The sequence below is a fragment of the Allochromatium vinosum DSM 180 genome, from assembly GCF_000025485.1.
Taxonomy (GTDB): Bacteria; Pseudomonadota; Gammaproteobacteria; order Chromatiales; family Chromatiaceae; genus Thermochromatium; species Thermochromatium vinosum.
This window is the reverse complement of record NC_013851.1, coordinates 3,304,639-3,329,906: the sequence shown is the minus strand read 5'-3', so window position 1 is coordinate 3,329,906 and position 25,268 is coordinate 3,304,639. Positions and strand designations below refer to the sequence as shown.

General features: G+C 62.0%; 22 protein-coding genes. 17 read left to right on the top strand and 5 right to left on the bottom strand.

Features of this window, described 5'->3' with window-relative positions; all coding sequences use genetic code 11:
- Positions 1-15 precede the first annotated feature (15 nt).
- Positions 16-747: an OmpA/MotB family protein gene (locus ALVIN_RS14720; RefSeq protein ID WP_012972118.1), complete on the bottom strand. Its 732-nt coding sequence runs from the start codon at positions 745-747 to the stop codon at positions 16-18.
- A complete protein-coding gene (locus ALVIN_RS14715; RefSeq protein WP_012972117.1) occupies positions 744-1,856 on the bottom strand; it encodes a hypothetical protein in 1,113 nt (370 codons plus the stop codon). The genes ALVIN_RS14720 and ALVIN_RS14715 overlap by 4 nt, the downstream gene beginning before the upstream one ends.
- A gap of 373 nt (positions 1,857-2,229) precedes the next feature.
- On the opposite strand from ALVIN_RS14715, the gene ALVIN_RS14710 reads away from it, so the two are divergent.
- Positions 2,230-2,622, top strand: coding sequence for a VOC family protein (locus tag ALVIN_RS14710; RefSeq protein ID WP_012972116.1), 393 nt, complete (start codon positions 2,230-2,232; stop codon positions 2,620-2,622).
- A gap of 151 nt (positions 2,623-2,773) precedes the next feature.
- Here the strand turns inward: ALVIN_RS14710 and motB are convergent, their stop codons facing one another.
- Together motB and motA are read right to left on the bottom strand one after the other, a co-directional pair.
- Complete coding sequence (motB, locus tag ALVIN_RS14705; protein ID WP_012972115.1) at positions 2,774-3,691, bottom strand: flagellar motor protein MotB; 918 nt, start codon at positions 3,689-3,691, stop codon at positions 2,774-2,776.
- Between the two features lie 18 nt (positions 3,692-3,709).
- Positions 3,710-4,564, bottom strand: coding sequence for a flagellar motor stator protein MotA (gene motA / locus ALVIN_RS14700; RefSeq protein WP_012972114.1), 855 nt, complete (start codon positions 4,562-4,564; stop codon positions 3,710-3,712).
- 153 nt (positions 4,565-4,717) lie between these two features.
- Between motA and ALVIN_RS14695 the strand changes: the two genes are divergently transcribed.
- Positions 4,718-6,154 carry an HDOD domain-containing protein gene (locus tag ALVIN_RS14695; protein ID WP_407637044.1) on the top strand — a complete coding sequence of 479 codons (1,437 nt, stop codon included), beginning with the start codon at positions 4,718-4,720 and terminating at the stop codon, positions 6,152-6,154.
- Here the strand turns inward: ALVIN_RS14695 and ALVIN_RS14690 are convergent.
- Complete coding sequence (locus ALVIN_RS14690) at positions 6,151-6,471, bottom strand: late competence development ComFB family protein (RefSeq protein WP_012972112.1); 321 nt, start codon at positions 6,469-6,471, stop codon at positions 6,151-6,153. The two genes, ALVIN_RS14695 and ALVIN_RS14690, sit on opposite strands and share 4 nt — an antisense overlap.
- 215 nt (positions 6,472-6,686) lie before the next feature.
- Between ALVIN_RS14690 and ALVIN_RS14685 the strand changes: the two genes are divergently transcribed.
- The 15 genes from ALVIN_RS14685 to ALVIN_RS14610 all read left to right on the top strand — a co-directional run bounded on the left by ALVIN_RS14685 (position 6,687) and on the right by ALVIN_RS14610 (position 25,122).
- A complete protein-coding gene (locus ALVIN_RS14685; RefSeq protein ID WP_012972111.1) occupies positions 6,687-8,054 on the top strand; it encodes a sigma-54 interaction domain-containing protein in 1,368 nt (455 codons plus the stop codon).
- Positions 8,055-8,254: 200 nt separating this feature from the next.
- Complete coding sequence (gene fliE / locus ALVIN_RS14680; RefSeq protein ID WP_012972110.1) at positions 8,255-8,590, top strand: flagellar hook-basal body complex protein FliE; 336 nt, start codon at positions 8,255-8,257, stop codon at positions 8,588-8,590.
- Positions 8,591-8,730: 140 nt separating this feature from the next.
- Entirely contained in the window at positions 8,731-10,350 is a 1,620-nt protein-coding gene (fliF, locus tag ALVIN_RS14675; protein WP_223295311.1) for a flagellar basal-body MS-ring/collar protein FliF, read from the top strand.
- Positions 10,337-11,341 carry a flagellar motor switch protein FliG gene (fliG, locus tag ALVIN_RS14670; protein ID WP_012972108.1) on the top strand — a complete coding sequence of 335 codons (1,005 nt, stop codon included), beginning with the start codon at positions 10,337-10,339 and terminating at the stop codon, positions 11,339-11,341. The genes fliF and fliG overlap by 14 nt, the downstream gene beginning before the upstream one ends.
- Complete coding sequence (locus ALVIN_RS14665; protein ID WP_012972107.1) at positions 11,338-12,324, top strand: FliH/SctL family protein; 987 nt, start codon at positions 11,338-11,340, stop codon at positions 12,322-12,324. Before fliG ends, ALVIN_RS14665 begins: the two co-directional genes overlap by 4 nt.
- Positions 12,321-13,706, top strand: coding sequence for a FliI/YscN family ATPase (locus tag ALVIN_RS14660; protein WP_012972106.1), 1,386 nt, complete (start codon positions 12,321-12,323; stop codon positions 13,704-13,706). The genes ALVIN_RS14665 and ALVIN_RS14660 overlap by 4 nt, the downstream gene beginning before the upstream one ends.
- 29 nt (positions 13,707-13,735) lie before the next feature.
- The gene (fliJ, locus tag ALVIN_RS14655) at positions 13,736-14,191 is read left to right on the top strand and encodes a flagellar export protein FliJ (RefSeq protein WP_012972105.1); all 456 of its coding nucleotides are present in this window, start codon (positions 13,736-13,738) and stop codon (positions 14,189-14,191) included.
- 5 nt (positions 14,192-14,196) lie between these two features.
- Entirely contained in the window at positions 14,197-15,789 is a 1,593-nt protein-coding gene (locus ALVIN_RS16710) for a flagellar hook-length control protein FliK (RefSeq protein WP_012972104.1), read from the top strand.
- A 386-nt stretch (positions 15,790-16,175) separates the two neighbouring features.
- Positions 16,176-16,508, top strand: a complete 333-nt coding sequence (locus ALVIN_RS18080) for a flagellar basal body-associated FliL family protein (protein ID WP_050750342.1) — start codon at positions 16,176-16,178, stop codon at positions 16,506-16,508.
- An 11-nt stretch (positions 16,509-16,519) separates the two neighbouring features.
- Positions 16,520-17,497, top strand: a complete 978-nt coding sequence (fliM, locus tag ALVIN_RS14640; RefSeq protein WP_012972103.1) for a flagellar motor switch protein FliM — start codon at positions 16,520-16,522, stop codon at positions 17,495-17,497.
- Positions 17,498-17,561: 64 nt separating this feature from the next.
- Positions 17,562-18,008 (top strand): flagellar motor switch protein FliN, encoded by a 447-nt coding sequence (fliN, locus tag ALVIN_RS14635; protein WP_012972102.1) that lies wholly within the window; start codon positions 17,562-17,564, stop codon positions 18,006-18,008.
- Between the two features lie 2 nt (positions 18,009-18,010).
- Entirely contained in the window at positions 18,011-18,442 is a 432-nt protein-coding gene (gene fliO / locus ALVIN_RS14630; protein WP_012972101.1) for a flagellar biosynthetic protein FliO, read from the top strand.
- Positions 18,439-19,188, top strand: coding sequence for a flagellar type III secretion system pore protein FliP (gene fliP, locus ALVIN_RS14625; RefSeq protein WP_012972100.1), 750 nt, complete (start codon positions 18,439-18,441; stop codon positions 19,186-19,188). The genes fliO and fliP overlap by 4 nt, the downstream gene beginning before the upstream one ends.
- Positions 19,189-19,308: 120 nt before the next feature.
- Positions 19,309-19,740 (top strand): DUF4347 domain-containing protein, encoded by a 432-nt coding sequence (locus tag ALVIN_RS14620; protein ID WP_012972099.1) that lies wholly within the window; start codon positions 19,309-19,311, stop codon positions 19,738-19,740.
- Positions 19,741-25,122 carry a cadherin-like domain-containing protein gene (locus tag ALVIN_RS14610; RefSeq protein WP_081442755.1) on the top strand — a complete coding sequence of 1,794 codons (5,382 nt, stop codon included), beginning with the start codon at positions 19,741-19,743 and terminating at the stop codon, positions 25,120-25,122.
- Positions 25,123-25,268: the final 146 nt, after the last annotated feature.

The window sequence follows — 25,268 nt, the reverse complement described above, 5'->3', positions numbered from 1 at the left end:
CATCACAAAACAAGGCTACCTTTCCGCCCCCAACCGAATCGGCTCCAGCAGCCGTGCCTCGAAGTCGGTCAGGACACTGAACTCGACGCGGCGCGAGGCGGTGGGGTTCTCGCGTCCCTGGGCATCCTGCACCGGCCGCGAGGACGAGAGTCCCACCGCCGCGACCCGTCCCCTGAACCAGTCCTCGCCCTTGAGCCGGTCGAGTCCGTAGGCGAACCGCAGCACGGCCTGGATGCGCTGCTGGCTCAGTTCCATGTTGAGGAAGTAGGCATCCAGCGGCGCGGTGCCGGCATTCCATTCGCTCGACGTATGCCCCTCCAGACGGATTTCGCGGATGACATCGCGGAAGGGTTCGAGCCGGGCGACATAACGCGGCAGGAAGTCGCTCAGGATCGCCTCGAACTCGGGCTTGATGCGCGCCGAGTTGCGGTCGAACAGGATGTCCGGCTCACGAAAACGCAGCGTCAGGGTGCGCTCGACCAGTTCGGCGTTCCAGCGCGGCAGATCGTCGCGAAATTCGCGTTCCAGCGCCGTATAGATGGCCTGACGCGACTCGGCGGCGGTGACGCGCACCTCGGTCTCGACCTGATGCAGCCGCTCGACCTGGACCATGTGCAGCACGGCCAGGAACAGAAAGATCATCATCAGCGTGGCCATGAGGTCGGAGACCGTCAGCCAGTGGCTCTCGTCCTCGGCCGGGACATTGGCGCCCGACAGGCTCGACCAGGGGTAGGGGATGGTCTTCATGCCGAAGCCCTCGCCAGATCCAGATGGTTGCCGTTAGCGCCGAAGCGCGCGGCAGGCGGTGTCGAGGACGCCGCCCCGAGCCGGCCGATGCGCTGCTGGGCCTCCAGACCCGAGAGCACCGCGCCCTCGATGGTCTCCAGCATGGTGCGCAGCCGCTGATCGATGGCGGGGAAGGCGTCTTTGGCCCGCTCGCGCAACTCAGCCACGCCGCCGAGCACCGATTCCAGTTCCAGCGTCTCGCGCTTGAGCGCCTGCATGGTCGACTGCTGATCCTCGACCTGGGTCGTGATCTGGCTGGCCTGCTGGGTGAGCGTCTGGAGGCTGGTCTGCGAGCGCTCGACCCCGGCGACGGCCAGCTCGAGCTGGGCTCCCAGAACGTCCATGTGCTCGCGATATTGGACCTGCCAGTCCAGCAGCTTGCCGATCGAGGCGTCGAGATGGCGGAAGTTCTCGCCGAACTGGGCGCCGAGCTTGTCGTTGAAGTCGCGGATGACGGATTCGAGCGCGGCCATGAGCTGGCGCGAACCCAGTTCGCTCAGTTGAGCGGCGAAGTCCCGGAAGGCGGCCAGTTGCGCGCTGTGCTGTTGTTCCAGAGTCTGGATCAGACGCGCGTCCATCCGCACGAGCTGTTCGCCGAGCTGGCGGGTGGCGGTGAGCTGGGCGTCGGCGAGCTGGATCTGAAGCTTGAACAGGGTGGCCGGGTCGCTGGTGTCGAGTGTCGCGGCGGCGTTTGTGCGTGTCTTGGCGCTCTGTGGTCCGTCGCGCTTGAGCACCTGGGTCAGGCGCAGAGCGGTCGCAAGCAGGATGCCGACGATACTGGTGATGAAGGCGAGTTTCAGCCCTTCGAGCAGCAGCGGGATGCTGTATTCGATCCGGCTGGCGTCGAAGTCGAGCAGTCCGATGGCGATGCCGAGAAAGGTGCCCAGGATGCCGAGCGTGGTCAGGAGCGTCGGGGTCGCCTGCTGGAAGGCCGCCGCGCGTCGGATCAGGGTGGCGGTCAGGGCCAGTGAGAAGAGCATGACCATGAGCAGCACGAACAGACCCGTGACCAGGGTCGAGTCCAGATGCTCCAGGGCCAGGACGACGACATGGGCGATCGACTCGAACATGATGGACCTCGCTTGAGCGGTGGTTGCGCGCCGGTGGTTGGCGGGGGCGCCCTTGAGATCGCCTAAGCAGGAGTCGGGCCAAGCTGGCGGGGTGGGGCGTCTGGTCCAGCTGCGGCGCGCGTTGGCGGGGCGTTGCGTTGAGCGTCAGGCGGTGGGAGGTTCGGGAGGTGTCAATCGATTGACGCTGTGGAAATACCTGGATGCCTTAAGGTGCGCAGTGTGGATTGCCGGCCGTTAGAGTCCATCCATCAGACTTTTTGCCGGAGGCACGCCGGGACGACTCAGGCGCTCAAGGACTGGTGCGGCAAACGCCCCAAACGCTTCAAAAAACTTATCTATAATCTTCAGTGACTTGACACTACAAGGAGTCCCCATGATTATCGACTCGCTATCTCCCTGCATCACCACGACCAAGGTCGAAGACTCTCGCGACTTCTACATCCGACACTTCGGCGCAAAGGTCATTTTCGACTGCGGCTGGTACGTCAATCTTGAATTTAGAAAGGGATCTTCCATTCAGTTCATGGCGCCTCAAGCCGACCAGCCGGTGTGCAATCCCGCTGGTCTGACGTACAACTTCAGCGTCTCCGATGTCGATGCCGAATTCCAGTCACTCACAGCTTCCGGCTTGGTCGCCGTCATGCCCCTCGAAGATCATCCTTGGGGCGATCGTGGCTTTGCGGTTCAAGATCCCAACGGCATCGTTCTGTACATCTACTCCGAGCGCGAACCAAGCCCCGAATTCAAGCCATACTACAAATCCTGACGCCATACCCGCCGACGGCCTCTCGAAACGACTCGAAGCCGGATAACGGCTGGATTGCGCTGAGCAGATAGAGCAAAACAGAAAGCTTTCGTCGTGGCCTACGGTGATTTCAAAACCGTTGGCCAGACAAACCAGGACGCTGGAGTCGCCATCAAGGCTGATCAGCCGGAGCCGGAGCCGCCGCTTCACCCCTGGATTCGAGCAGCGCCCCCTCCTCATGCATGGCCTCGTCAGCCTCGCGGGTCATGACGATGAGACTGATCCGGCGATTGATCGGATTGTTCGGATCGCTCGTGTCGAAGGGCACGGTCGAGGCGAAACCGACCACTCGCCCGACCTTGTCCGCGCGCATGCCCCCGGCCACCAGCGCACGACGCGCCGCGTTCGCCCGTTCGGTGGACAGCTCCCAGTTGCTGTAGGACAGACCGCCCAGCGGACGCGCATCCGTGTGTCCGGTGAGACTGATCCGATTGGGCACCTGATTGATCAGCCCGCCCAGCTCGCGCAGGATGTCGGAGGTGTAATCCTTGAGCTTGGCGCTACCGAGATCGAACATGGATCTGTGCTCCTTGTCGACGATCTGGACGCGCAATCCCTCGGGCACGATATCGATCAGGAGCTGATCCTTGTAGGGGGCGAGCGTCTCGCTCTGATCCAGCTTGCGCTCCAGGAGCTCCTTGAGCGCAGCCAGCCGCGCGGCGTCCTGCTCGCGCGCCAACTCGTCCAGCCGTTCGGGGTCGAGGGCCGTCAACTCGGGTTCCGGTGTCGGCGGCCCCATGTCGATCGCGCCCTCGAAGTCGATGAGCGAGGGCTTGGAGCCGGTGCCCTCACCCTGGGCCTGCGAGGGCGAGGTGGCGATGCCCATGAAGACCGAGGGATTGTTGAAGTAGTCCGAGATGGCCGCCTTCTGGTCCTCGGTGGTCGACCCCATGATCCAGAGCAGCATGAAGAAGGCCATCATCGCGGTGGCGAAATCGGCAAAGGCGATCTTCCAGGCCCCGCCGTGATGCCCGCCTTTTTTGATGATCTTCTTGACGATGATCGGCTGCTTGGATTCGTTGATTGCCATGGGTTCGCGCCGTCCGCGCTATTTGGTGCCCCGCAGATGCTGCTCGAACTCCTGGAAGTTGGGACGCAGCTCGGGCGGCATGGTCTTGCGGCCGAACTCGACCGCGACCTGGGGACTGTAACCCTGCACGTTGGCGAGGATGCACGCCTTGATACAGGACAGATAGCGCGTCTCCTCGTCGGCCAACCGTCCCAGATAGCTGGCGATGGGGCCGACGAAGCCATAGGAGATCAGGATGCCGCTGAAGGTGCCGACCAGCGCGGCGGCGACCAGTCCGCCGATCTCGCTCATGGGGCCACCGAGCGCGGCCATGGTATGCACGATCCCGAGCACGGCGGCCACGATGCCGAAGGCGGGCAGCCCGTCGGCCACCTGCTGCACGGCGTGCGAGGTCGCGGCGGTGGCGTGATGATGGGTCTCGATCTCGACGTCCATGAGGTTTTCGAGTTCGAAGGGGTTCATGTTGCCGCTGACCACCAGCCGCATGTAGTCGGAGATGAACTCGGTGGCGTGATGATCCTTGAGGATGAGCGGGTACTTCTGGAACAGTGCGCTGCTCTCTGGCTCCTCGATGTCGGGTTCGATGCCCATGAGCCCTTCCTTGCGCGCCTTGTTGAACAGCTCGTACAGAAAGCCGAGCGCTTCCATGTAGTGGGCTTTTTTGTATTTCGCGCCGGTGAAGAGAGCCGGTATCGATTTGAGCGACTGGACGACCACGCTCATCGGATTGGCGATGACGAAGCCGCCGCCGGCCGCGCCCAGGATGATGACCAGTTCGAAGGGCTGCCAGAGCGCGATGATGTGGCCGCCGCCGGCGGCGAAGCCACCCAGGACGGAAGCGATGACGATGAGCGAGCCCAGGATGAAGTTCACGTGGATCGGCTACCCGTGCACACTGGCGGCTTCTGGAATCATGGCGCATGACGCGCCTTTCGCGTGCCCGCTAATATAGCATCCGTTGAGTGGCGCCAACCAATGCGGCGGCGCCCATGATCCACGGCGGGGGATGTTGTCGACATGGGATCGGTGTGGTTGGACGGCCTGATCGCGACGGCCCGGCTCGATGAGTTGCCGGTTCAGGCACGCACGCGCGGCGAACTGGCCCAGGTGCTGGCCGACGCAGGCGCACCGCTCGGGCGGATCGCCCTGGTGGTGATGAGCGATCCGGGGCTGGCGCTGCGCGTCCTGCAACGGGCCAACGCGGTCGAGCACCGGCATTTCAGCCGCGAGATCGTGGGGCTGGAGGATGCCATCCACATGCTCGGTACGCGGGCGCTGGCCGAACTCGAACGCCAGGCGCCCCTGGCCGAGGAGGTGCTCGACGTCCAGCGGCTCGCACACTACCGGACCGGCTGCGGCCGGGCCTTGCTCGCCGCGCGGCTGGCACTGGACTGGGCCGAACTCGCGCGCGATCGGGTGCCGGCCGAGATCGCGCTCGCCGCCCTGCTCAACGATCTCGGCGAACTGTATCTGCTGGTCCGCGGCGATGCCCGGATCAGCCGCTATCTGGAGATGATGGCGCACCCGGACGTGCGGCCGCACGAGGCCGAATACGTGACGCTCAGCGCGAGTCTGGAGGAACTGGGCTACGGACTGGCCTGTGCCTGGAACCTGCCGGAGATGGTGCGCGAGTCGATGCGCGCACGCAACGCCCGTCATCCACGGCCGCTGTATGTGATGCTGTCGACCCAGATCGCGCGCCACGCCTTCGCCGGCTGGCGCCATCCGGGACAGTGGGACGACTTTGCGCTGCTATCCGAATTGCTCGAATGCGAGCCGGCGACCCTGTTCGACCGCCTCGACCGGGTGCTGGAGCGCTTCAACGCGCGTGCCCGGCTGTACGGTCTGAAGCCGCTGGAGCGGTGGCCGCACGCCATAGGGGACGCTGGTCTGACGCCACTCGGCCGACGCGATCGTCCGTGCGCGGCGCCGTTCTGTCTGGCACCGCGCGCCGACGAACTGGAGCGCGCCGACGCGGCGCTGCGCGCCGGCCGGATCGAGGATCGCGAAACGCTCGTCCTGGACTGGCTGCATGGACTGCATCGCGGTCTGGGGCTGAATCGGGTCGTCTATGCCGCCTTCGATCCAGGCCGGCGAACCCTGACGGCCGAGCAACTCGTCGGAACCGATTTCGAGCCGGGGTTCAACCGCTTCAGTCTGTCGCTCGACCGCGATGGACTCTTTGCGCGCTTGATGCTCGCCCCTGGTTCGCTGTGGCTGAACGCCGCGAACTGGCCCAGGCTGCGCGACCAGATCCCTATGGACGTCAAGACCCTGACGCGCGTGGAGAGCTTCGTGGCCCGCTCGGTGTGGGTCGGAGGACGGCCGGTCGGGCTAGTCTATGCCGATCGCCGATCGGCCGATTGCGTGCTCGACGCGCGCGCCTGCCGGGGGTTCCTGCGTCTGTCGACGCTCGCCGAGCAGGCTCTGGAGCGTTTCGACCGAGGCCGGCGGCCCGTCTAGATCCAGGGCAGACGGGTCTTGGCCGGCTCGTACTCGTCAGGCTCGCTGGGACGCGCCTGACGGCGACGCTGCATGGTGGCCAGCGCCGACTCGACGGCGGTCTCGACCTCCTGGCGCATGGCCGTGCGATCGGCGTCACCGAGATGGGACCAGAGGTCGACGGCGTGGCGCACATAGCGGGCCGGCAGCCCATTGAGCGCCAGACAGGCCAGATCGGCCACGAAATCGGCGTCCTGCTCTTCGTCTCGATCGCGAAGCTTGTCCTGGATGGACTCCAGGACCAGACGTTCGTAATAGTTCTGGATACTCGCGAGCATGGTCTCAACCAGAGTCGAATGTCGATCGCTCCATCTTAGCAAGAGAGTGTCGGACCGTGCTGAATGACTTTTCCACCGTCCCCGAAGCGGTTAGGATCGAGACCATTTCAATTCTCGGGTCAATGGCCACCTGGATCATGAACGTCGACGGCTGGCGTCTGCATCGACCGTCCGTGCGACGGCTAGTTTGAGGGGAGAGAGGAACGCGCTCGGTGATGAGAATCGGTCTGTATGGCGATGAGTCTGCGCGTCTCGCCACGCGGCATGTCCTGGAGTTCCTGGGCTGCGACGTGCGCGATCTGGCGAGCCTCGATCCAGTCCTGAACAGGGATCTGGCCGCGCTCTGGGTCTGTGATACGGCCGCCGGGCTGGAGCGTGCGCTCGCCCGTTGTTCCGGTCCCGAGTGTCCGCCGCTCGTCTGTCAGCCGCTCGATGGCGATTCGGTGCCGCTCACCGGACGCGCCTATGTCGCCGCGCCGCCACTGACGCCGGGTCTGGTGATCCAGATCCTGCAACGTCTCCAGCTCGAATCCGAGCCAGAGCCGCCGTCCGGGATCGATCTGGTCGGTCGTCATCCGGGGATGCTGAACGTCAAGCGCCTGATCGCGCAGGTCGCCCGCACCGACGCGACCGTGCTCATCCTCGGCGAGACGGGGGCGGGCAAGGAAGTGGTCGCGCGCGCCGTTCATGCCGCCTCCAGTCGCGCCGACAGGCCCTTCGTGGCCGTCAACTGCGGAGCCATTCCGGGCGATCTGCTCGAAAGCGAACTCTTCGGCCACGAGAAGGGCGCCTTCACCGGCGCCTTCACCGCGCGCGCCGGACGCTTCGAGCTGGCCGGCGACGGCGTGCTCTTTCTCGATGAGATCGGCGACATGCCGTTGCCGATGCAAGTCAAGCTGCTGCGCGTGCTCCAGGAGCGCACCTTCGAGCGTGTCGGCTCCAACAAGCCCATCCAGGCCAATGCGCGCATCATCTCGGCCACCCATCGCAATCTCGAGGAAGCCGTCGAGGCCGGACTCTTCCGCCAGGATCTGTTCTTCCGCCTCAATGTCTTCCCGATCGAGCTGCCCTCGCTGCGCGAGCGTCAGAGCGACATTCCGCTGCTGATCGCCACGCTCGAAGCGCGGCTGCGCGAGCAGGGCGGCGAGCCGGCCCGGCTCACGCCGGGCGTGCTGGCGCATCTGAGCCGGCAGCCCTGGCCGGGCAACGTGCGCGAGCTGGCCAACCTGCTCGAACAGCTCTCGATCATGTACCCGGATCAGCTCGTCGATCTGGCGCAGTTGCCCAGTCGCTTCCGGCCCGATGGACTGGAACTCTTGCCGGCCGGACTCGGCGCGCCGGCCCCGCCCCCGGCCGGTGCGCCGCCCGGACTCGGAGAGGATCTGCTGCCGCCCGAGGGCCGGGAGATGCGCGAGTATCTCAACGACCTGGAGCGGCGTATGATCCAGGCCGCGCTCGAACAGAACGGCTTCGTCGTCGCCCGCGCGGCGCGCCGGCTCGGGATGCGCCGTACCACGCTCGTCGAGCGGATGCGCAAGTTCGGGCTGGAGCGTGACGCGCGCGACGAATCCTCGGAGCTGTAGACACTCCCTGAATCGCCCTCGGGACTCACTGGCGTCAAAAAGACGTCGTTTTCAGGCGTGCGTGCACGTCTGGACGGCGGCATCCAATTTGCTTGGCTCTTTGCATCCAATGATGGCCGTTCCCCACCGAGTGATCGACTCGGGTGCGCGCGGGGACGGGCCTCGAACCCACGAGGCACGAGCCAGGAGATTCCAGAGTCATGAGCGAGATGCAGATCCAGAATGTGCTGGCGCAGATGCGTGCGCTCGCCCAGTCGGGTCGCGTCGAGAATGCGGCGCCGGTCGCCGAGTCCCAGAGCACAGCGGGTCAGGACGAGGATTTCGCCACCAAATTGCGCGATGCCATTCGCGACGTCAACGAGATTCAGCAGGAGTCGTCATCCATGCAGACACGCTTCGAGCTGGGGGACAACAATGTCAGTCTGCCCCAGGTCATGGTGGCCATGAACCGGTCGAGCATCGCTTTCGAGGCCACCAACCAGGTGCGCAACCGGTTGCTGTCGGCCTATCAGGAAGTCATGAGCATGCAGGTCTAGGCCGGACGCCGCCGAGTTAACCCCACATGGCCGCCATCGATACCGCCATCACCGAGAATCCGAATCAGGATCAGACCCCGGCCGCCGATCCGAATACGCTGGGCGGTCGCCTGGCGCTCGGTCTCCAGAGCTTCCGGGAGATGCCGGTCGGGCGCCAGATCGCGCTGCTCGGCACCCTGGCCGGCGGACTGGTGGCGGTGGTGGCCATCCTGTTCTGGGCGCTCAAGCCGACCTATGTGCCGCTGTTCAGCCAGCTCGAGGGGGCCGAAGCCGCCGAGGTGATGGAAGCTCTGACCCAGCTCGGCGTGCCCTACCGGGTCGACAACAGTTCCGGGCGCATCGAGATTCCGCAGCAGCGCGTCGCCGAGACCCGGCTGCAACTGGCCGGTCAGGGGCTGCCGAAGTCGGCCGACATCGGCTTCGAACTGTTGCAGCAGGAGTCCGGCTTCGGCACCAGCCGCCTGATCGAGGGCGCGCGTTTCCAGCGTGCGCTCGAGGGTGAACTGGGACGCTCCATCGCCGCCCTGGAGCCGGTCGACAAGGCGCGGGTGCACATCGCCAGGGCCGAGCGCTCGGTGTTCGTGCGCGAGCGCGTGCCGCCGAGCGCCTCGGTCGTCGTGCATCTGAAGGGCAGCCGGGGCTTGACCGACACCCAGGTCGGCGCCATCGTGCATCTGGTGTCTTCCAGCGTGCCTGAACTCACCCCGGATCGCGTGACCGTGGTCGATCAGAGCGGGCGCCTGCTGACCTCGGATGGCGAGGACAAGAGCAGCCGGCTCAGTCTGGACCATCTCGAATATACCCATCGGGTCGAGTCGCGCTATGTCGATCGCGTTCAGTCGCTGCTGGTGCCCATCGTCGGGCGCGACCGGGTGCGGGTCCAGGTGTCGGCCGATCTGGATTTCTCGCGTGTCGAGCGCACCCAGGAGTCCTATGATCCGGACAAGACCGCGATCCGCTCCGAGCAATTGAACGAGGAAGAGCGCATCGGCGCCGATCCGCTCGCCGGCGGCATTCCGGGCGCCCTGACCAATCAGCCGCCGGCCGGTGGTGTGGTCGGCCAGCAGCAGGCGGCGCAGGGCAATGCCACGGTGCCGAGCAGCCGCAGTCAGCAGACGACACGCAACTATGAGGTTGACCGGACCATCTCACATATTCAGGAGACACCGGGAGGCGTGCGCCGGCTCACGGCCGCCGTGGTGGTCGACTACGTCGATCAGGTCAACGAGGCCGGTGAACCGATCCGCGTCCCGCGTTCGGACGCCGAGATGGAGACGTTGCGGGATCTCGTGCGCGAGGCCATCGGATTCAACGAGGCGCGCGGAGATTCGCTGCAAGTCCGCTCGGCCTCCTTCGTGCCCGAGTCCGACGAGGATGAGGAGCCGATCTGGACCCAGCCCTGGTTCCTGGAACTGGTCAAGATCGTCGGTGGATTGCTGCTGGCACTGATCGTGATGCTGACTGTCGTCAAGCCGGCGCTCAATCAGATCCTGCCTAAACCGCCCGAGCCGGAGAAGCCGCAGGAAGACGAGGAGACCCGCGCCCTGACGGACGGCATCGAAGGCGAGGGCGAAGGCGAAGAAGGCGAAGAGATCGTGTCGCTGACGCACGAACCATCGGGCCTCGCCGCCCTCATGGGGCCGAAGGGACCGGATCGTCAACAACTCGACCTGGAAGCGGTGCGTGAGATGGTGCGTGAAGATCCCAAGCGCGTGGTCCAGGTCATGAAACAATGGTTGGCTGAAGATGGCAGCGGATAAGAAAACGGGTGCCGAGCGTGTGGCCATCTTCATGATGAGCCTCGGCGAGGAATGCGCCGCCGAACTGCTGCGGCACATGGGACCGAAGGAGGTCCAGAAGATCGGCGGGGCCATGGCCTCACTGGAGCGGGTCACGCGCAGTGACATCGATGCCGTGCTCAAGGAGTTCTCCGAACTGATCCAGGATCAGACCGCGCTCGGCATCGGCGCCGACGACTATGTGCGCAGTGTGCTGCGCACGGCACTCGGCGAGGAGAAGGCCGCCGGCCTCATCGACCGCATCCTGATCGGGCGCAACTCCAAGGGACTGGAAGCGCTCAAGTGGCTCGATCCGCGTGCCATCGCCGAGATGATCCGTCACGAGCACCCGCAGATCGTGGCCATCGTGCTCTCGCATCTTGATCCCGACCAGTCGGCCGAGACGCTCTCGCATCTTCCCGAGCGCATGCAATCCGATCTCATCCTGCGTATCGCCACGCTCGATGGTGTGCAGCCGGCGGCCCTGCAGGAACTCGACGAGATCCTGGAGAGCCAGCTCTCGGGCAAGAACACCGCCAAGTCCTCGATGATCGGCGGGGTGCAGACGGCAGCCAACATCCTCAACTTCATGGAAGGTTCGCGCGAATCGGCCATCATGGAGGGCGTCAGTCAGGTCGACGAGGATCTGAGCGAGCGCATCCAGGAGCTGATGTTCGTCTTCGCCAATCTGGTCGACGTCGACGATCGCGGCATCCAGACCCTGCTGCGCGAGGTCACGACCGAATCCCTGGTGCTCGCGCTCAAGGGGGCGGAGGACGAACTCAGGGACAAGATCTTCAAGAACATGTCCAAACGCGCCGCCGAGATGCTGCGTGAGGATCTGGAGACCAAGGGGCCGGTCCGCGTGAGCGATGTCGAGACGGCGCAGAAAGAGATCCTGGCCGTGGCACGGCGTCTGGCCGACAGTGGTGAGATCATGCTCGGCGGCAAGGGCGGGGAGACCATGCTGTGAGTCGCTTCCTCTCGGCATCCGATCCGCGTCTCGCGGCCAGCATCCAGCGCTGGTTGCCGCCCGACGTCGACTTCGACCCGAACGCCGAGGAGATCACCGAACCCGAGGGACCGCCGCCACCCACGCCCGAGGAGATCGCCGCCCTGCAGGAGGCGGCGCGGCATGAAGGCGCCGAGGCCGGTTATCGCGAGGGTTACGAGGCCGGCTATCGCGAGGGGCGTGAGAAGGCCGATCAGGAGGCCGACGTCGAACGCGCCGAACGCGAGGCGCGCGAACAGGAATGGCGCCAGACCGAAGAGCAGACACTGCGCGAGACGGTCGCCGCGCTCGAAGGGATCGCGCGCGCGCTGGCCGATCCGCTGGCCGAGTCGGCCGATGCCCTGGAACCCGAATTGCTGGCGCTGGTGTCGGCGCTGGCGCGGCGCGTGGTCATGGCTGAGCTGACCACCCGCCCTGAACTCATCCAGCAGGTTCTGCACGAAGCGCTTCAGCAATTGCCCTCACGCAAGCACCCGATCCGTATCCACGTCAACCCGCATGACCAGGAGTTGCTGGCCGCCTATGCCGAGTCCAACGACGAGCAGCCGACCTGGATCGCCGATCCGGAGGTCGAGCCGGGCGGTTGCATTCTGATCAGCGGTCCGAGCCGTATCGATGCCGGTCTGGAGACGCGGCTGCGTCAGGGGATCGAGGCGATCTGGGGCGAGCTGGAGCCGCCCGAGCCGTTGTCGCCGAGTGATGAGCCGGAGGGTGTAGCTGAATCCGAACCTGAGTCCGAGGTCGAGATGGAGCCGCGACCGGAGCCGGAATCCGAACCCCTGTCCGACTCTGCATCGGCTGCCGGACCTGAGTCTGAAGCCGAGCTAGAGCCTGAAGCCGAGTCGCCGGCCGTCGAGCGCGAACTTCAGTCCGAATCTGAACCCGAACCCGAGTTGCAACCAGCGCCTGTCCCTGAAACGGAAACCGAGGTGCCACCGACATGAGCGACGTCATCGATGAGCTGAAACAGCAGGGTTCCCAGCAGCTCGTGCATGGTCTGCGCGACCGTCTGGCGCGCTCGCGCCAGCGCATCGAGGACGTCCCCGCGCCCCAGCCCGAGGGACGGCTGTCGCGCATGGTCGGCATGACGCTCGAAGCCGAGGGCATCCGGCTGCCGGTCGGCGGGCGAGCCGCGATCCATACCGCCAACGGCACCCGGCTGGGCGCCGAAGTGGTCGGTTTCCAGGGCGAGCGGACCTTCCTGATGCCCGAGGGCAAGCTCGAAGGTCTGGCACCGGGTGCGCGCATCGAGCCGCTGGAACAGGCCCGGCGCATCCCGGTCGGTCCGGCGCTGCTCGGTCGCGTCGTCGATGCGCTCGGTAAGCCGCTCGATGGCGGCGGTCCCATCCGCACCGCCGAGATGGCGCCGATCGAAGGGCGTCCGATCAACCCGCTCGGCCGTGTGCCCGTCACCGAGCCGCTCGACGTCGGGATCCGCGCGCTCAACGGTCTGCTGTCGGTCGGGCGCGGTCAGCGTATCGGGCTGTTCGCCGGAAGCGGCGTGGGCAAGAGCGTGCTGCTGGGCATGATGACCCGCCACACGGCGGCCGATGTCATCGTGGTCGGACTCATCGGCGAGCGTGGTCGCGAGGTCAACGAGTTCATCTACGACATTCTCGACGAGGAATCGCGCAAGCGGACCGTGGTCGTGGCCGTGCCCGCCGACCAGTCGCCGCTGCTGCGTCAGCACGGCGCCTGGGTGTCGACCACCATCGCCGAATCCTTCCGTGACCGGGGGCTGAACGTGCTGTTGCTGATGGATTCGCTGACCCGCTTCGCCCAGGGCGCGCGCGAGATCGCCATGGCCATCGGCGAGCCGCCGGCGACCAAGGGCTATTCGGCCTCGGTGTTCGCGCGTCTGCCGCAGCTCGTCGAGCGCGCGGGCAACGGCGACAAGGGCGGCGGCTCGATCACCGCCTTCTATACCGTGCTCGCCGAGGGCGACGACCAGAACGATCCCATCGTCGACTCGGCGCGCGCCATCCTCGACGGCCATGTGGTGCTCTCGCGCGAGATCGCCGAGACCGGGCGCTATCCGGCCATCGACGTCGGCGCCTCGGTCTCGCGCGTCATGAGCGCCGTGGTCACGCCCGAGCATCAGAAGGCGGCCTATCGCTTTCGCAACCTGATGTCGACCTATGCGCGCAACCGTGACCTGATCGCCGTGGGCGCCTATCGCAAGGGATCGGACCCGCAGCTCGACGAGGCCGTGGCCATGAACCCCCGTCTGGAAGCGTATCTGGGGCAGAACCGGCTGGAGAAGGCCAGTTTCGAGGATTCGCGGCGTCAACTGTTCGAACTGCTGGGCTTGCCGCTGAGCCAGTGAGTCCGTCGGTCCACTGAGGTGAATGGGGAATGAGCGTCAAACGTTTCCAGCGTCTGTTGAAGATCCGTGAGGCCCAGGAGAGCGAGGCGGCCGTGGCGCTCGCCGGGCGTCTGGCCGAACTCAACCGGGTCGAGCAGCAGCGCGCCCTGCTCGTCGAGTACCAGGCGAGCTATCTCAATGCGCCGGTTCCGAACGACGTGCATCTGATGAAACAGCTTTCGCTCATGCACCACCAGTTGCGCGAGGCGCTGCAACAGCAGGATCTGCGCGTGGCGGCTGCTCAGAGCCAGGTCGACCAGGCGCGCGCGGCCTGGATGGATCGCCATCAGGCCAGCCGCTCGCTCGAAAAGCTCATCGAGCGTCGCCGCCGGTTCGACTCCATCGCCGATGGGCGCCGACAGCAGCGCGAACTCGACATGTGGGCCACGCGCAAGGCCTTCGATTCCGATCGAGACGCCGGCTTCGCGGCGTCCGGCGAGGAGTGATCGCGATGATGCAGACGACTACCGTGCCGACCGGGCTTTCGGCCCTGCTGTCGCAAATTCTGGGTGGCCTTGATGAGAGCGGGGTTCAGCTCTTGGGTGGGGCGGACGGGACTGGAACCCTCGGTCAGGCCGATGTCGGCGAGTTCGTCCAATCGCTGGCCGGACAGCTCAAATTGCTCATGGTCGAGCGTGGAGCCGATCCGGTCGAGGTCGCGGCCATCGCGGATGAGACCCTGGTAGCCGAGTTTTTCGCGCTCGTTCAGGGACAGATGGAATCGTCGTCCGGCGGACTGTCTGTCACAACCGGTCTTGGCGAACTGATGCGCGGATTCGAGGTATCGGCCGTACCCGGGGAAGAGGACCGGGTTTCCGCCGAGACATCGCCTGGTGATGCACCGGCGCAGGAGTCGGAAGCCCCTGTCTGGCTCGCCGCGCTACCAACCGTAATTCTGGAGCGACTGACCGAAGCAGGCCGAATTCTGCCGACTCCGACTCTGGCATCGGCATCGGCATCGGCGCTGGCCGCCCCATCAGACTCAGAGCCTGTCGATTTGGAAACGCTGACACGCGCACTCTTGCGTCAGGTCACGCCATCCGCTAATCAGGATGCGGGCGTCCCGGTTGAGCCGGCCAACCTGCCGGAATCGTCGCCCACCGACCTGGAGACGCTGACACGCGCACTCTTGCGTCAGGTCACGCCATCCGCTACTCAGGATGCGGGCGTCCCGGCTGAACTGGCCAACCTGCCGGAATCGTCGCCCACCGACCTGGAGACGCTGACGCGCACGCTCTTGCGTCAGGTCACACCATCCGCTAATCGGGATCGGGACGCTGAGCAGCCTGCGGTGCCCGATACCCTGAACCCAACCGAGTCGGCCTCGATCCTGCCCGCGTGGCTCGCCCGTCAACTGAACAGTGATGATGTTCAAACCTGGCTGAATACCGCCGTATCCGTCAGCCTGTTTTCAAACGCAGCCAGCGATTCCGCCTCCCCGTCCATAGGCGAAAAATTACGGGGTTTGGCGACGAACGGCGAGCAAACGATCAAATCGACATCGGATCTGGAGACCGTGCTGGAATCCACGGAATTGAACGACGTCACCCCGATGGGTGCGCCCCGGACGCCGACGGCCATGGCCGACACGGCGACGACCGGCACGCGTTTGCAAACCCTGGATCTCAACCGCCTGCTCCAGCCCGGCGGCGAACAGCGTCTGGCCGAGCAGGTGCGCTGGTCGGTCGATCAGGGACTCGACACGGCCGAGATCAAGCTGCATCCACCCAGTCTGGGTGCCCTGGACGTACGCCTTGTCCAGGAGGGTGACAAGACCCATGTACAGTTCGTCTCCGCACATCCCATCGCGCGCGAGGTGCTGGAGGCGGCGGTTCCCAGGTTGCGCGAGGCGCTCGCTCAAGATGGCGTCCTGCTGGGCAATGTCTCCGTTTCGGATCAAGCCCCCAGCGATCGCGGCGAGACCGGGCGGGAACGCGGCCAGTCGGCCGGAACGGGCGATCACGAGGCCGAGGACGACGAGGACCGGATCGAGTCCATCGGCACGCTCTCCGTACTGTCGCGCCGGCTCGACGTCTTCACCTGAGCCGCGTCGGCCCTGTCGAACCAGCGACACACTGAGGCTCCATATTCGGCTTGGGCTGGCGTTCGGCGTGGCGCGGTTTAAAATCGCCGTTTCATCACAGGTTTGCGTCGCGCGCCCTGGAGCGCGGAACGCGGCCGGAGAGGACCGTAGAGCATGGCTGAGAAGAAGAAAGCGACCCCAAAAGCCGACAAGAGCGCGGAGAAACCGCCGGGCGGTCGGCTCAAATTGATCATCCTGATCGTGATCCTGCTGCTTCTGCTCGCGGGCGGGGGGGGGCCGCCTATTATTTCCTCTGGTACGGCAAATCCGCCGACGAGGCAGGCGAATCCGAGGCGTCCGCCGAGACGCCGGCCGAGACGGTCACCCAGTCCGAGCAGAGTACGGCCGTGCCGCCCGAGTTTGCACCGCTCGTCTATCACAAGCTCGATGGCTTGACCGTCAACCTCTCGCCAGGGGCGCCAGTGCGTTTCCTGCGCGTCACGCTGACCATCACCACGCCGAACCAGGCCGTGATCACGGCCGTGGACAAGCACATGCCCATGCTGCGCAACGACATCCTGTCGCTGCTGGCCGCTCAGGAATACGCCGCGCTCAACACGCCCGAGGGCAAGGACACGTTACGCGAATCCTTGCGCCAGACCCTGGTGCGGCTGCTGGTCCGTGCTAGCGAACCATCGGATATTCGTGACGTGCTCTTCAACGAACTGATCATGCAGTAGCAGGGCAAGCGATGGCGCAGCAATCCGACATCCTCAGCCAAGACGAGATCGACGCCCTGCTACATGGCGTCGATAGCGGCGACGTCGATACCGACTCCAATCCCTTTCCCACGGATGGTCAGGCGCGTCCCTATGACTTCGCGACCCAGGACCGCATCGTTCGCGGCCGGATGCCGACGCTCGACATGATCAACGAGCGTTTCGCACGCTATCTGCGCGTGCATCTGTTCAATCTGCTGCGCCGCTCATCCGAGATCTCGGTCATCGGTGCGCGTGTCACCAAGTTCTCGGAGTATCTGCATTCGCTCTATGTGCCGACCAGTCTGAATCTGGTGCGCGTCTATCCGCTGCACGGCACGGCGCTGTTCGTCTTCGATCCCAAGCTGGTCTTCGGGCTGGTCGACAACTTCTTTGGCGGTGACGGGCGCTATTATTCGCGCATCGAGGGGCGCGACTTCACGCCCATGGAGATGCGGGTCATCAAGAACCTGCTCGATGCCTCCTTCAGCGACATGCAGAAGGCCTGGGAGCCGGTGATGCATCTGGATTTCGAATTCATCAATGCCGAGGTCAATCCGCAGTTCGCCAACATCGTCAGCCCGACCGAGATCGTGGTCATCAACGACTTCCACATCGAGCTGGAAGGCGGCGGCGGCAACATGCACGTCACCTTCCCCTATTCGATGATCGAGCCGATCCGCGAGGTGTTGGACACGGGGCTGCAATCCGACCGCAGCGGCGTCGATCAGCGCTGGCAGCGGGCGCTGGAGGAGGAGATCCCGCTGGCGAAGGTCGAGATCAGTTCGGTGCTGACCGAGGTGACGCTGACGGTCGAGCAGTTGCTCGAGGTCAAGCCCGGCGACATCATTCCAGTCGACCTGCCCGAGACCATCGTCCTCAACGTCGAGGACATCCCGCTCTTTCGTGGTAAGTTCGGGGTCTCCAACGGCATCAACGCCATCAAGATCATGGAGCATATCAAGCATTGAATCCCAGGGCGGCGGATAGCGAACACGCGCCGACGCTCTCGGACAGCTGGGGGGTTTACGTGAGATGAGCAACGACAACGACACGAATCCTGCCGAGATCGACCCGGACGAGGCCATCGCCGATGCCTGGGCCGCCGCGCTCGAGGAGCAGAAAGAGAACAAGCCGGCGGGGGAGACACACTCCGGCATGGAGGGCGTCCGCCGCATGAACCCGGAGGATTTCAGCGGTTTCAAACCGGAACCGACCTCCGATGTCAATCTCAACATGGTGCTGGATGTGCCTGTGACCATCTCCATGGAGATCGGGCGCACCCGGATTCCGATCCGCAATCTGCTGCAACTCAACCAGGGTTCCGTGGTCGAGCTCGATCGTCTGGCCGGCGAGCCGCTCGACGTGCTGGTCAACGGCACCCTGATCGCCCATGGCGAGGTGGTGGTGGTCAACGAGAAGTTCGGCATTCGTCTGACCGATGTCATCAGCCCGAGCGAGCGGGTGCGCAAGCTGAGGTGAGGATGTCTCCACGCGCGCAACCAGGGGCAGCGATCGCTGGGGTGACGGGGTTGCTTGCGCCCGGTCTGGTGTGGGCCGAGTCTCAGACGCCGGCCGTCGCGCCGGCGACCGGCTATCTGAGCCAGCTGGTCGGCGGACTGGTGCTGGTGCTCCTGGCCATCGTGGTGCTGGCCTGGTTCCTGCGCCGGGTGCCGGGCGTGGCGACTCCCGGACTGGGTGCCATCCGCCTCCTGGCGGTGCGCTCGATCGGCGTGCGCGAGCGGCTGATGCTGGTCCAGGTCGGCTCCGAGCAGATCCTGATCGCCGTGACAGGGACGGGGGTGACGCATCTGCATACGCTCGCCCAGCCCATCGAGCCGCCGGCGGACGAACCCTGGAGCGGGGATTTCGCCAGTCTGCTCGAACGCTTCAAGCGCGGCGGAAAGCCCGGATGAAACGGCTCGCGCGCTGGGGACTGGTGCTGGCCGGACTGCTCGCGCCGGGCCTCGTCCTGGCCCAGATCGGCGGGCTGAACGCCGTGACCGTCACGACCGCGCCCGACGGCGGTCAGGTCTACTCGGTTACGCTCCAGATCCTGATCATCATGACGCTGATGACGCTGCTGCCGTCGGCGCTGATCATGATGACTTCATTCACGCGCATCATCATCGTGCTGGGCATCCTGCGTCAGGGGTTGGGGACGACCCAGACGCCCTCCAACCAGATCCTGCTGGGTCTGGCGTTGTTTCTGACCCTGTTCGTGATGTCGCCGATCTTCCAGGAGATCTACGACACCGCCATCCAGCCCTACATGGAAGAGCAGCTCGGCACCGAGGAGGCGCTCGCCAAGGCCGTCAAGCCGCTGCGCACCTTCATGCTGGCCCAGACACGCGAATCGGATCTGGCGCTCTTCGCCGGCATCCGGGGCATCGACGGCTTTGAGTCGCCGGACGACATTCCGCTGACGCTGCTGATTCCGTCCTTCGTCATCAGCGAGCTGAAGACGGCCTTCCAGATCGGGTTCCTGATCCTGATCCCCTTTCTCATCATCGATCTGGTGGTCGCCAGCGTGCTGATGTCCATGGGTATGATGATGCTCTCGCCCCTGATCATCTCGTTGCCGTTCAAGCTGATGCTGTTCGTGCTGGTCGATGGCTGGTCGCTGCTGCTCGGAACCCTGGCGCGCAGTTTCTATACGTGACAATCTTTTTGTGTTAGAAAGTTGTCGCCACCTCTCTCTGACGCTGTCAACTACCGCCCTGGGCTGAAGGACAGGGTTTTTGCGTAAAACCAGTGAGTCATTACGTACAGGAGTAAACACATGACCTCCGCGCGCAATATCTTCTTCATCGACGCTCGCGTTGCTGACGCTCAGACGCTGATCGACCACCTGCCGGCGGGTAGTGAATGGTTCATGATCGATGCCGATCAAGACGGCCTCGCGCAGATGCAGGCCGCGTTGGCGGCGCACGATGGCGACCTCGATTCCATCCAGATCCTCTCGCATGGTGCTTCGGGGGCGCTGTTATTAGGCAGCACGGTCCTCGACCACGACACGCTTTCCACCTATCGCAGCCAACTCGGCAGCATTGGCAGCCATCTGACGGAATCGGGCGATCTGTTGCTTTATGGCTGCAATGTGGCTCAGGGCGAATCAGGGCAGCGCTTCGTTGAAAAAATTGCGCAAATGACCGGAGCCGATGTTGCCGCTTCCGAGGATATAACCGGCGGGCAGTCTAATAACGGCAATTAGATGCTTGAACAACACATTGGGAAAATAGAGTCCGCAGCAATTTTATGCGATCAATATGGTAGTTGGCTTTCAATAAAAGAGGAGAGCTTATTGGATTTTAGTGGAGATAATATCTCGATACATGGCGGCGACAGTATCAGTTTTGAAAAAATGCTACTAGGCGAAAATGTTACGCCGTGGACAGAGTCTGAAGAGCCATTTAGTTATCTAGGTGGATTTATAACCGGTCAATCCGATTTTTCTGTTAAAGAATTTAGTTATGGGCTTAAAATTGCGGGCGGATTAAGTGCGGGAACATTTGATCTCGACTATCCAATAAGTTATGCGCTGACATTGCCGGAAAATGTTCAGCCTGGTTCGTATTTTACGATCGATACCGAATTTTTTTCAACTGAAAATGCTTACTTTGAAATTGATGGGCCTGGTTTTGATTTTGAACTTATCGCGGGACTGAATTTGGAAATTGAAGGCGCAACAGATGTAAACGTAAATTTTTTAGGGCGATCTATACCTTTTGAATTGTCAGCTTCTATCAAAAGCAAAGAAGAAATAACTATTTTTGATACATCAAAGCTTCTTCCGTCTGATTATAATCACGATGGGGAATATTTAGACTATGGCATAAATATCGATCCCAATGCTTTAGATGGTAAAACGTCTGTTTTAGGAAGTGATCCTGATCCTAAGCTTGAAATTACGGCAATGCCGAAAGACCCTTATGCATGGGCTTCATTAGACATAGATGATATTCTGGGTATGACTCAGCTAGCTTTTTCTAAAGCAGATTTTGAAACCAGAATTTTCGGCTTAGAAGCCGAAGTAGGCTTATTTAGCGCGGATCTGCTTGTTGCGGCTTCGCCTTATCTAAAGGGAACTGTTAATGCAGACGGTGTTGAAGTGCAACTTACAACATCTTATGGTGAAACAAAAACAGGAAAACTTGGTGACGATTTTTCTTTTTATCTACCTGATGATTATCAATATGGAGATTTTTCGCTTTCGACTGACTATAAACTTTCAGGGGACGTTTCTTTTGAATACGGCATTCAGATTGAAGGCGGTTTTAAAATTAAGTTTGGCGAAATTGAAACGGATTTCGGCTGGTTTGGTTTTGGTTCGACTAGCTTTAGCTTGCTTGAATTTAGCCCTAAAATTGCTTTCCCAATTCCACTTTCAAATGAGCGTCTGATTGATTTATCGAGTATTCCAGCTTTAAACACTACGCATATCATTTTGTCTGATAAAAATCAGCCGACTGATATGGTTAGCCCTAGTAATGACGGGCCTGTTTACTCAAGAGTAAGCGCCGAAATATTAAACGCTCAAGAATATTGGCAATCAGGTTACGGTCGAGCTTGGTCGATAGCTGAAGGCGACACGAATCATGCGGTCACTATTCGTTTGACTCGTGAAGGTAGTATCAATACGGCGGCTCGCGTTGATTATGGTTTTAGCTTTGGCAATGAAGTAGATGACGGTGACTTCATTGGCGGCCAACCAGTCGCAGGGGCTGTTGATTTTGCGCCAGGTGAAACGTCTAAAGATATTCTGGTTCATTTGCGTGGCGATTCTGATGCAGAAGCCAATGAAATTTTAGATTTTTATTTAACATCAGACAATGCCTTTATTGATGATTCACAAGCCCGTTTGATTATTCTTTCTGATGACGGACTTAAAATTACTGGAAGTGGCCTGATAGTGGGCACGCCAGATAAAGATGTCATTTTTTCTATTAATCAAGAAGATATTAATCAAGAAGAGGGGAACACTATCCTGGCAGGTGCGGATAACGATCAAGTCACGGTCGGTCGCAACGGCGGCACGGTAGCCGATGGCGGCAGCGGCACCGACCGCCTGATCCTGGACTGGTCAGCGGCGCGGACGGATGGGGAGTACACCTGGCTGGGTTTCTCCACCTACGATACCGAGACGGCGACGTGGCAGACGTTCGATGATTACACCGTGCATTTAAGCGACCTGAAGGCGGCGCTGGCGAGCGCCGACACCCTGCGTCTGGATTTAAGTTACAGGTATGGCTACGACTCTTGGTTAGAGTTCAAGAACTTTGAACAGTTGGAGCTGACTGCCACGGCCGGTGATGACCTGTTGGTGCATCGGGCGAGTGGACGCTACGACGGTCAGGCCGAAACCGACACCCTCTATGCCGACTTCAGCACGACCACCGAAGCCGTCCTGTGGGACAACCGCGACCCGAGTGTGGCGCAAACGCTGTTGGACGGCTCCACGGTCGTCAATATCGAGCGGATGCTGCTGGCGACCGGCAGCGGTAACGATGTCATCAAAAACACCCATGCCAACAGCGGTAACGACGAGATCGACACCGGCGCGGGCGATGACACCATCGAGGCAGGTGGCGGCAACGATGAAATCGACACCGGCGCGGGCGATGACACCATTGATGCAGGCAACGATGGCGGAAACATTGAAGCGGGCGACGGGAATGATCAAGTCACGGTCGGTCGCAACGGCGGCACGGTGGCCGATGGCGGCAGCGGCACCGACCGCCTGATCCTGGACTGGTCAGCGGCGCGGGCGGATGGGGAGTACACCTGGCTGGGTTTCTCCACCTACGATACCGAGACGGCGACGTGGCAGACGTTCGATTATTACACCGTGCATTTAAGCGACCTGAAGGCGGTGCTGGCAAGCGCCGACACCCTGCGTCTGGATTTAAGTTACAGGTATGGCTACGACTCTTGGTTAGAGTTCAAGAACTTTGAACAGTTGGAGCTGACTGCCACGGCCGGTGATGACCTGTTGGTGCATCGGGCGAGTGGACGCTACGACGGTCAGGCCGAAACCGACACCCTCTATGCCGACTTCAGCACGACCACCGAAGCCGTCCTGTGGGACAACCGCGACCCGAGTGTGGCGCAAACGCTGTTGGACGGCTCCACGGTCGTCAATATCGAGCGGATGCTGCTGGCGACCGGCAGCGGTAACGATGTCATCAAAAACACCCATGCCAACAGCGGTAACGACGAGATCGACACCGGCGCGGGCGATGACACCATCGAGGCAGGTGGCGGCAATGACCGCATCAAAGGAGGGAGCGGAACCGACACGGCGGTTTTCTCCGCAAACTTCGCAGACTATCGAATTGATACCATTGAAGGCGGTGTAAGCGTCAGCGACCTTTCTGGCAATGGGGATGGTGTCGATGAACTGTATGATGTGGAACGGCTACAGTTTTTAGATCAAACCATTAATTTGATTAATCACGCCCCAACGGCAAGCAATCGCACGATCAGCACGAAAGAAGATGTGGCCAGGGTGCTGGCGGTGGCTAATTTCGGCTTCCGCGACGTGGATGCGGGCGACAGTCTGCAAGCGGTTATGCTCACCAGCCTGCCGACGGCGGGCAGCCTCAAACTCAATGGCACGGCCGTCACGGTCAATCAGGTGGTAACCGTGGCCGACCTGGCCGCCGGCAAGTTGATCTTCACTCCGGCGGCCAACGCCAACGGCAGCGGCTACGCCAGCTTCGGCTTCAAGGTGTCAGACGGTACGGCGTTCTCGACGGCAGCCTACCGCATGACCGTTGATGTCGGGGCGGTGAACGATACGCCGACGGCAAGCAATCGCACGATCAGCACGAAAGAAGATGTGGCCAGGGTGCTGGCGGTGGCTAATTTCGGCTTCCGCGACGTGGATGCGGGCGACAGTCTGCAAGCGGTTATGCTCACCAGCCTGCCGACGGCGGGCAGCCTCAAACTCAATGGCACGGCCGTCACGGTCAATCAGGTGGTGACCGTGGCCGACCTGGCCGCCGGCAAGTTGATCTTCACTCCGGCGGCCAACGCCAACGGCAGCGGCTACGCCAGCTTCGGCTTCAAGGTGTCAGACGGTACGGCTGTCTCGACGGCGGCTTACAGCATGACCGTCAATGTCACAGCGGTGAACGATGCACCGACGGCGAGTAATCGCACCGTCAGCACGAAAGAAGATGTGCCTAAAGTGCTGAAGGTAGCTGATTTCGGTTTCAGCGACCTGGATGCAAACGACAGTCTGCAAGCGGTCAAGATCACCAGCCTGCCAACAGCGGGTAGCCTGAAACTTAATGACACACTCGTCACGGTCAATCAGCTCGTCACGGCAGCTGACATCTTAGCCAACAAACTTATCTTCATCCCAGCGGCTAACGCCAACGGCAGCGGTTATGCCAGCATTGGTTTTAAAGTCAGCGACGGCAAGGCAACCTCAACAGCAACCTACAGCATCACTATCGATGTAACGCTCGTCCGCGACGATCTCATTCTTAAGGGGACAAGCGGAAATGATACACTCACTGGCGATATGATCGATCTGGGTAGCTATGATCGCCTGATCGGTCTGGCGGGCAATGACAGTCTCTTTGGTCTCGCCGGTAACGATACGCTTGAAGGCGGTGCGGGCAATGACATCCTGAACGGCGGCAAGGGGTCTGACAGAATGATCGGTGGCGACGGCTCCGATATCTACTATGTAGACAATACGGGCGATGTCGTCAGCGAGACCAATGCCAATGCGAGCACTGGCGGCATCGATAGCGTTTATTCTTCGCTTACCGATTACACGCTTGACCCGAACGTCGAAAATGGCCGCATCCTGTCCACCGGCACGGCTAATCTTACCGGCAATCAACTCAACAATCTGCTCAAAGCTGGTATAGGCAACAACATTCTTACCGGTGGCACAGGCACCGACACAGTGTCCTATGTTGTCGGTGCCACAACAGAAAAAACCGGTGTCACTCTCAACCTAGCTTTGACTACGGCACAGGAAACCGGCGGCTCCGGCACTGATACCCTAGTCGGAATTGAAAATCTTATCGGCTCTGCTTATGCCGATAAGCTCACCGGTAACAGCGGGCGCAACAATTTAAGCGGCGGCGTAGGCAATGACATTCTGAACGGCGGCGCGGGCAATGATATCCTGAACGGCGATACGGGCAATGACACCCTGAACGGCGGTGCAGGCAATGACACACTGAGCGGCGGCGCGGGCAAGGACATTCTAAACGGCGGTGCGGGCAATGATATCCTGAACGGCGGCACAGGTATCGATATCTTCCGCTTCGACACGGCACTCAATGCAGCCTCCAACCTTGACGAAATCAACAATTTCAGTGTCGCAGACGATACCATCCAGCTCGAAAACGCCATTTTCGTGAAACTCAAAATGCCGGGTACGCTTTCGGCTACGAATTTCCGCGCGAGTATCGATGGAAGCGCCGCCGACAATAACGACTTTATTCTATATGACACTGATTCTGGAGCACTGTTTTACGATGCCGATGGTTCAGGTACGGCTAGCGCTATCCAGTTTGCGATTATCGGGATAACGCCCGCACTAACGGCAAGCGATTTTATCGTCACTTAAAATTCGCGGGTTGACAGCTGCTGCGGACTGGGCTACTTGGCCTCGATTCTGCATCATCTTAGTCGCGATGGCCAAAGCCTCGCTATTAGCGTCCAGCTACCGGCGAACGTTCATCGCGGCTCACGCCGTGCCCCAACCCAAGAAGA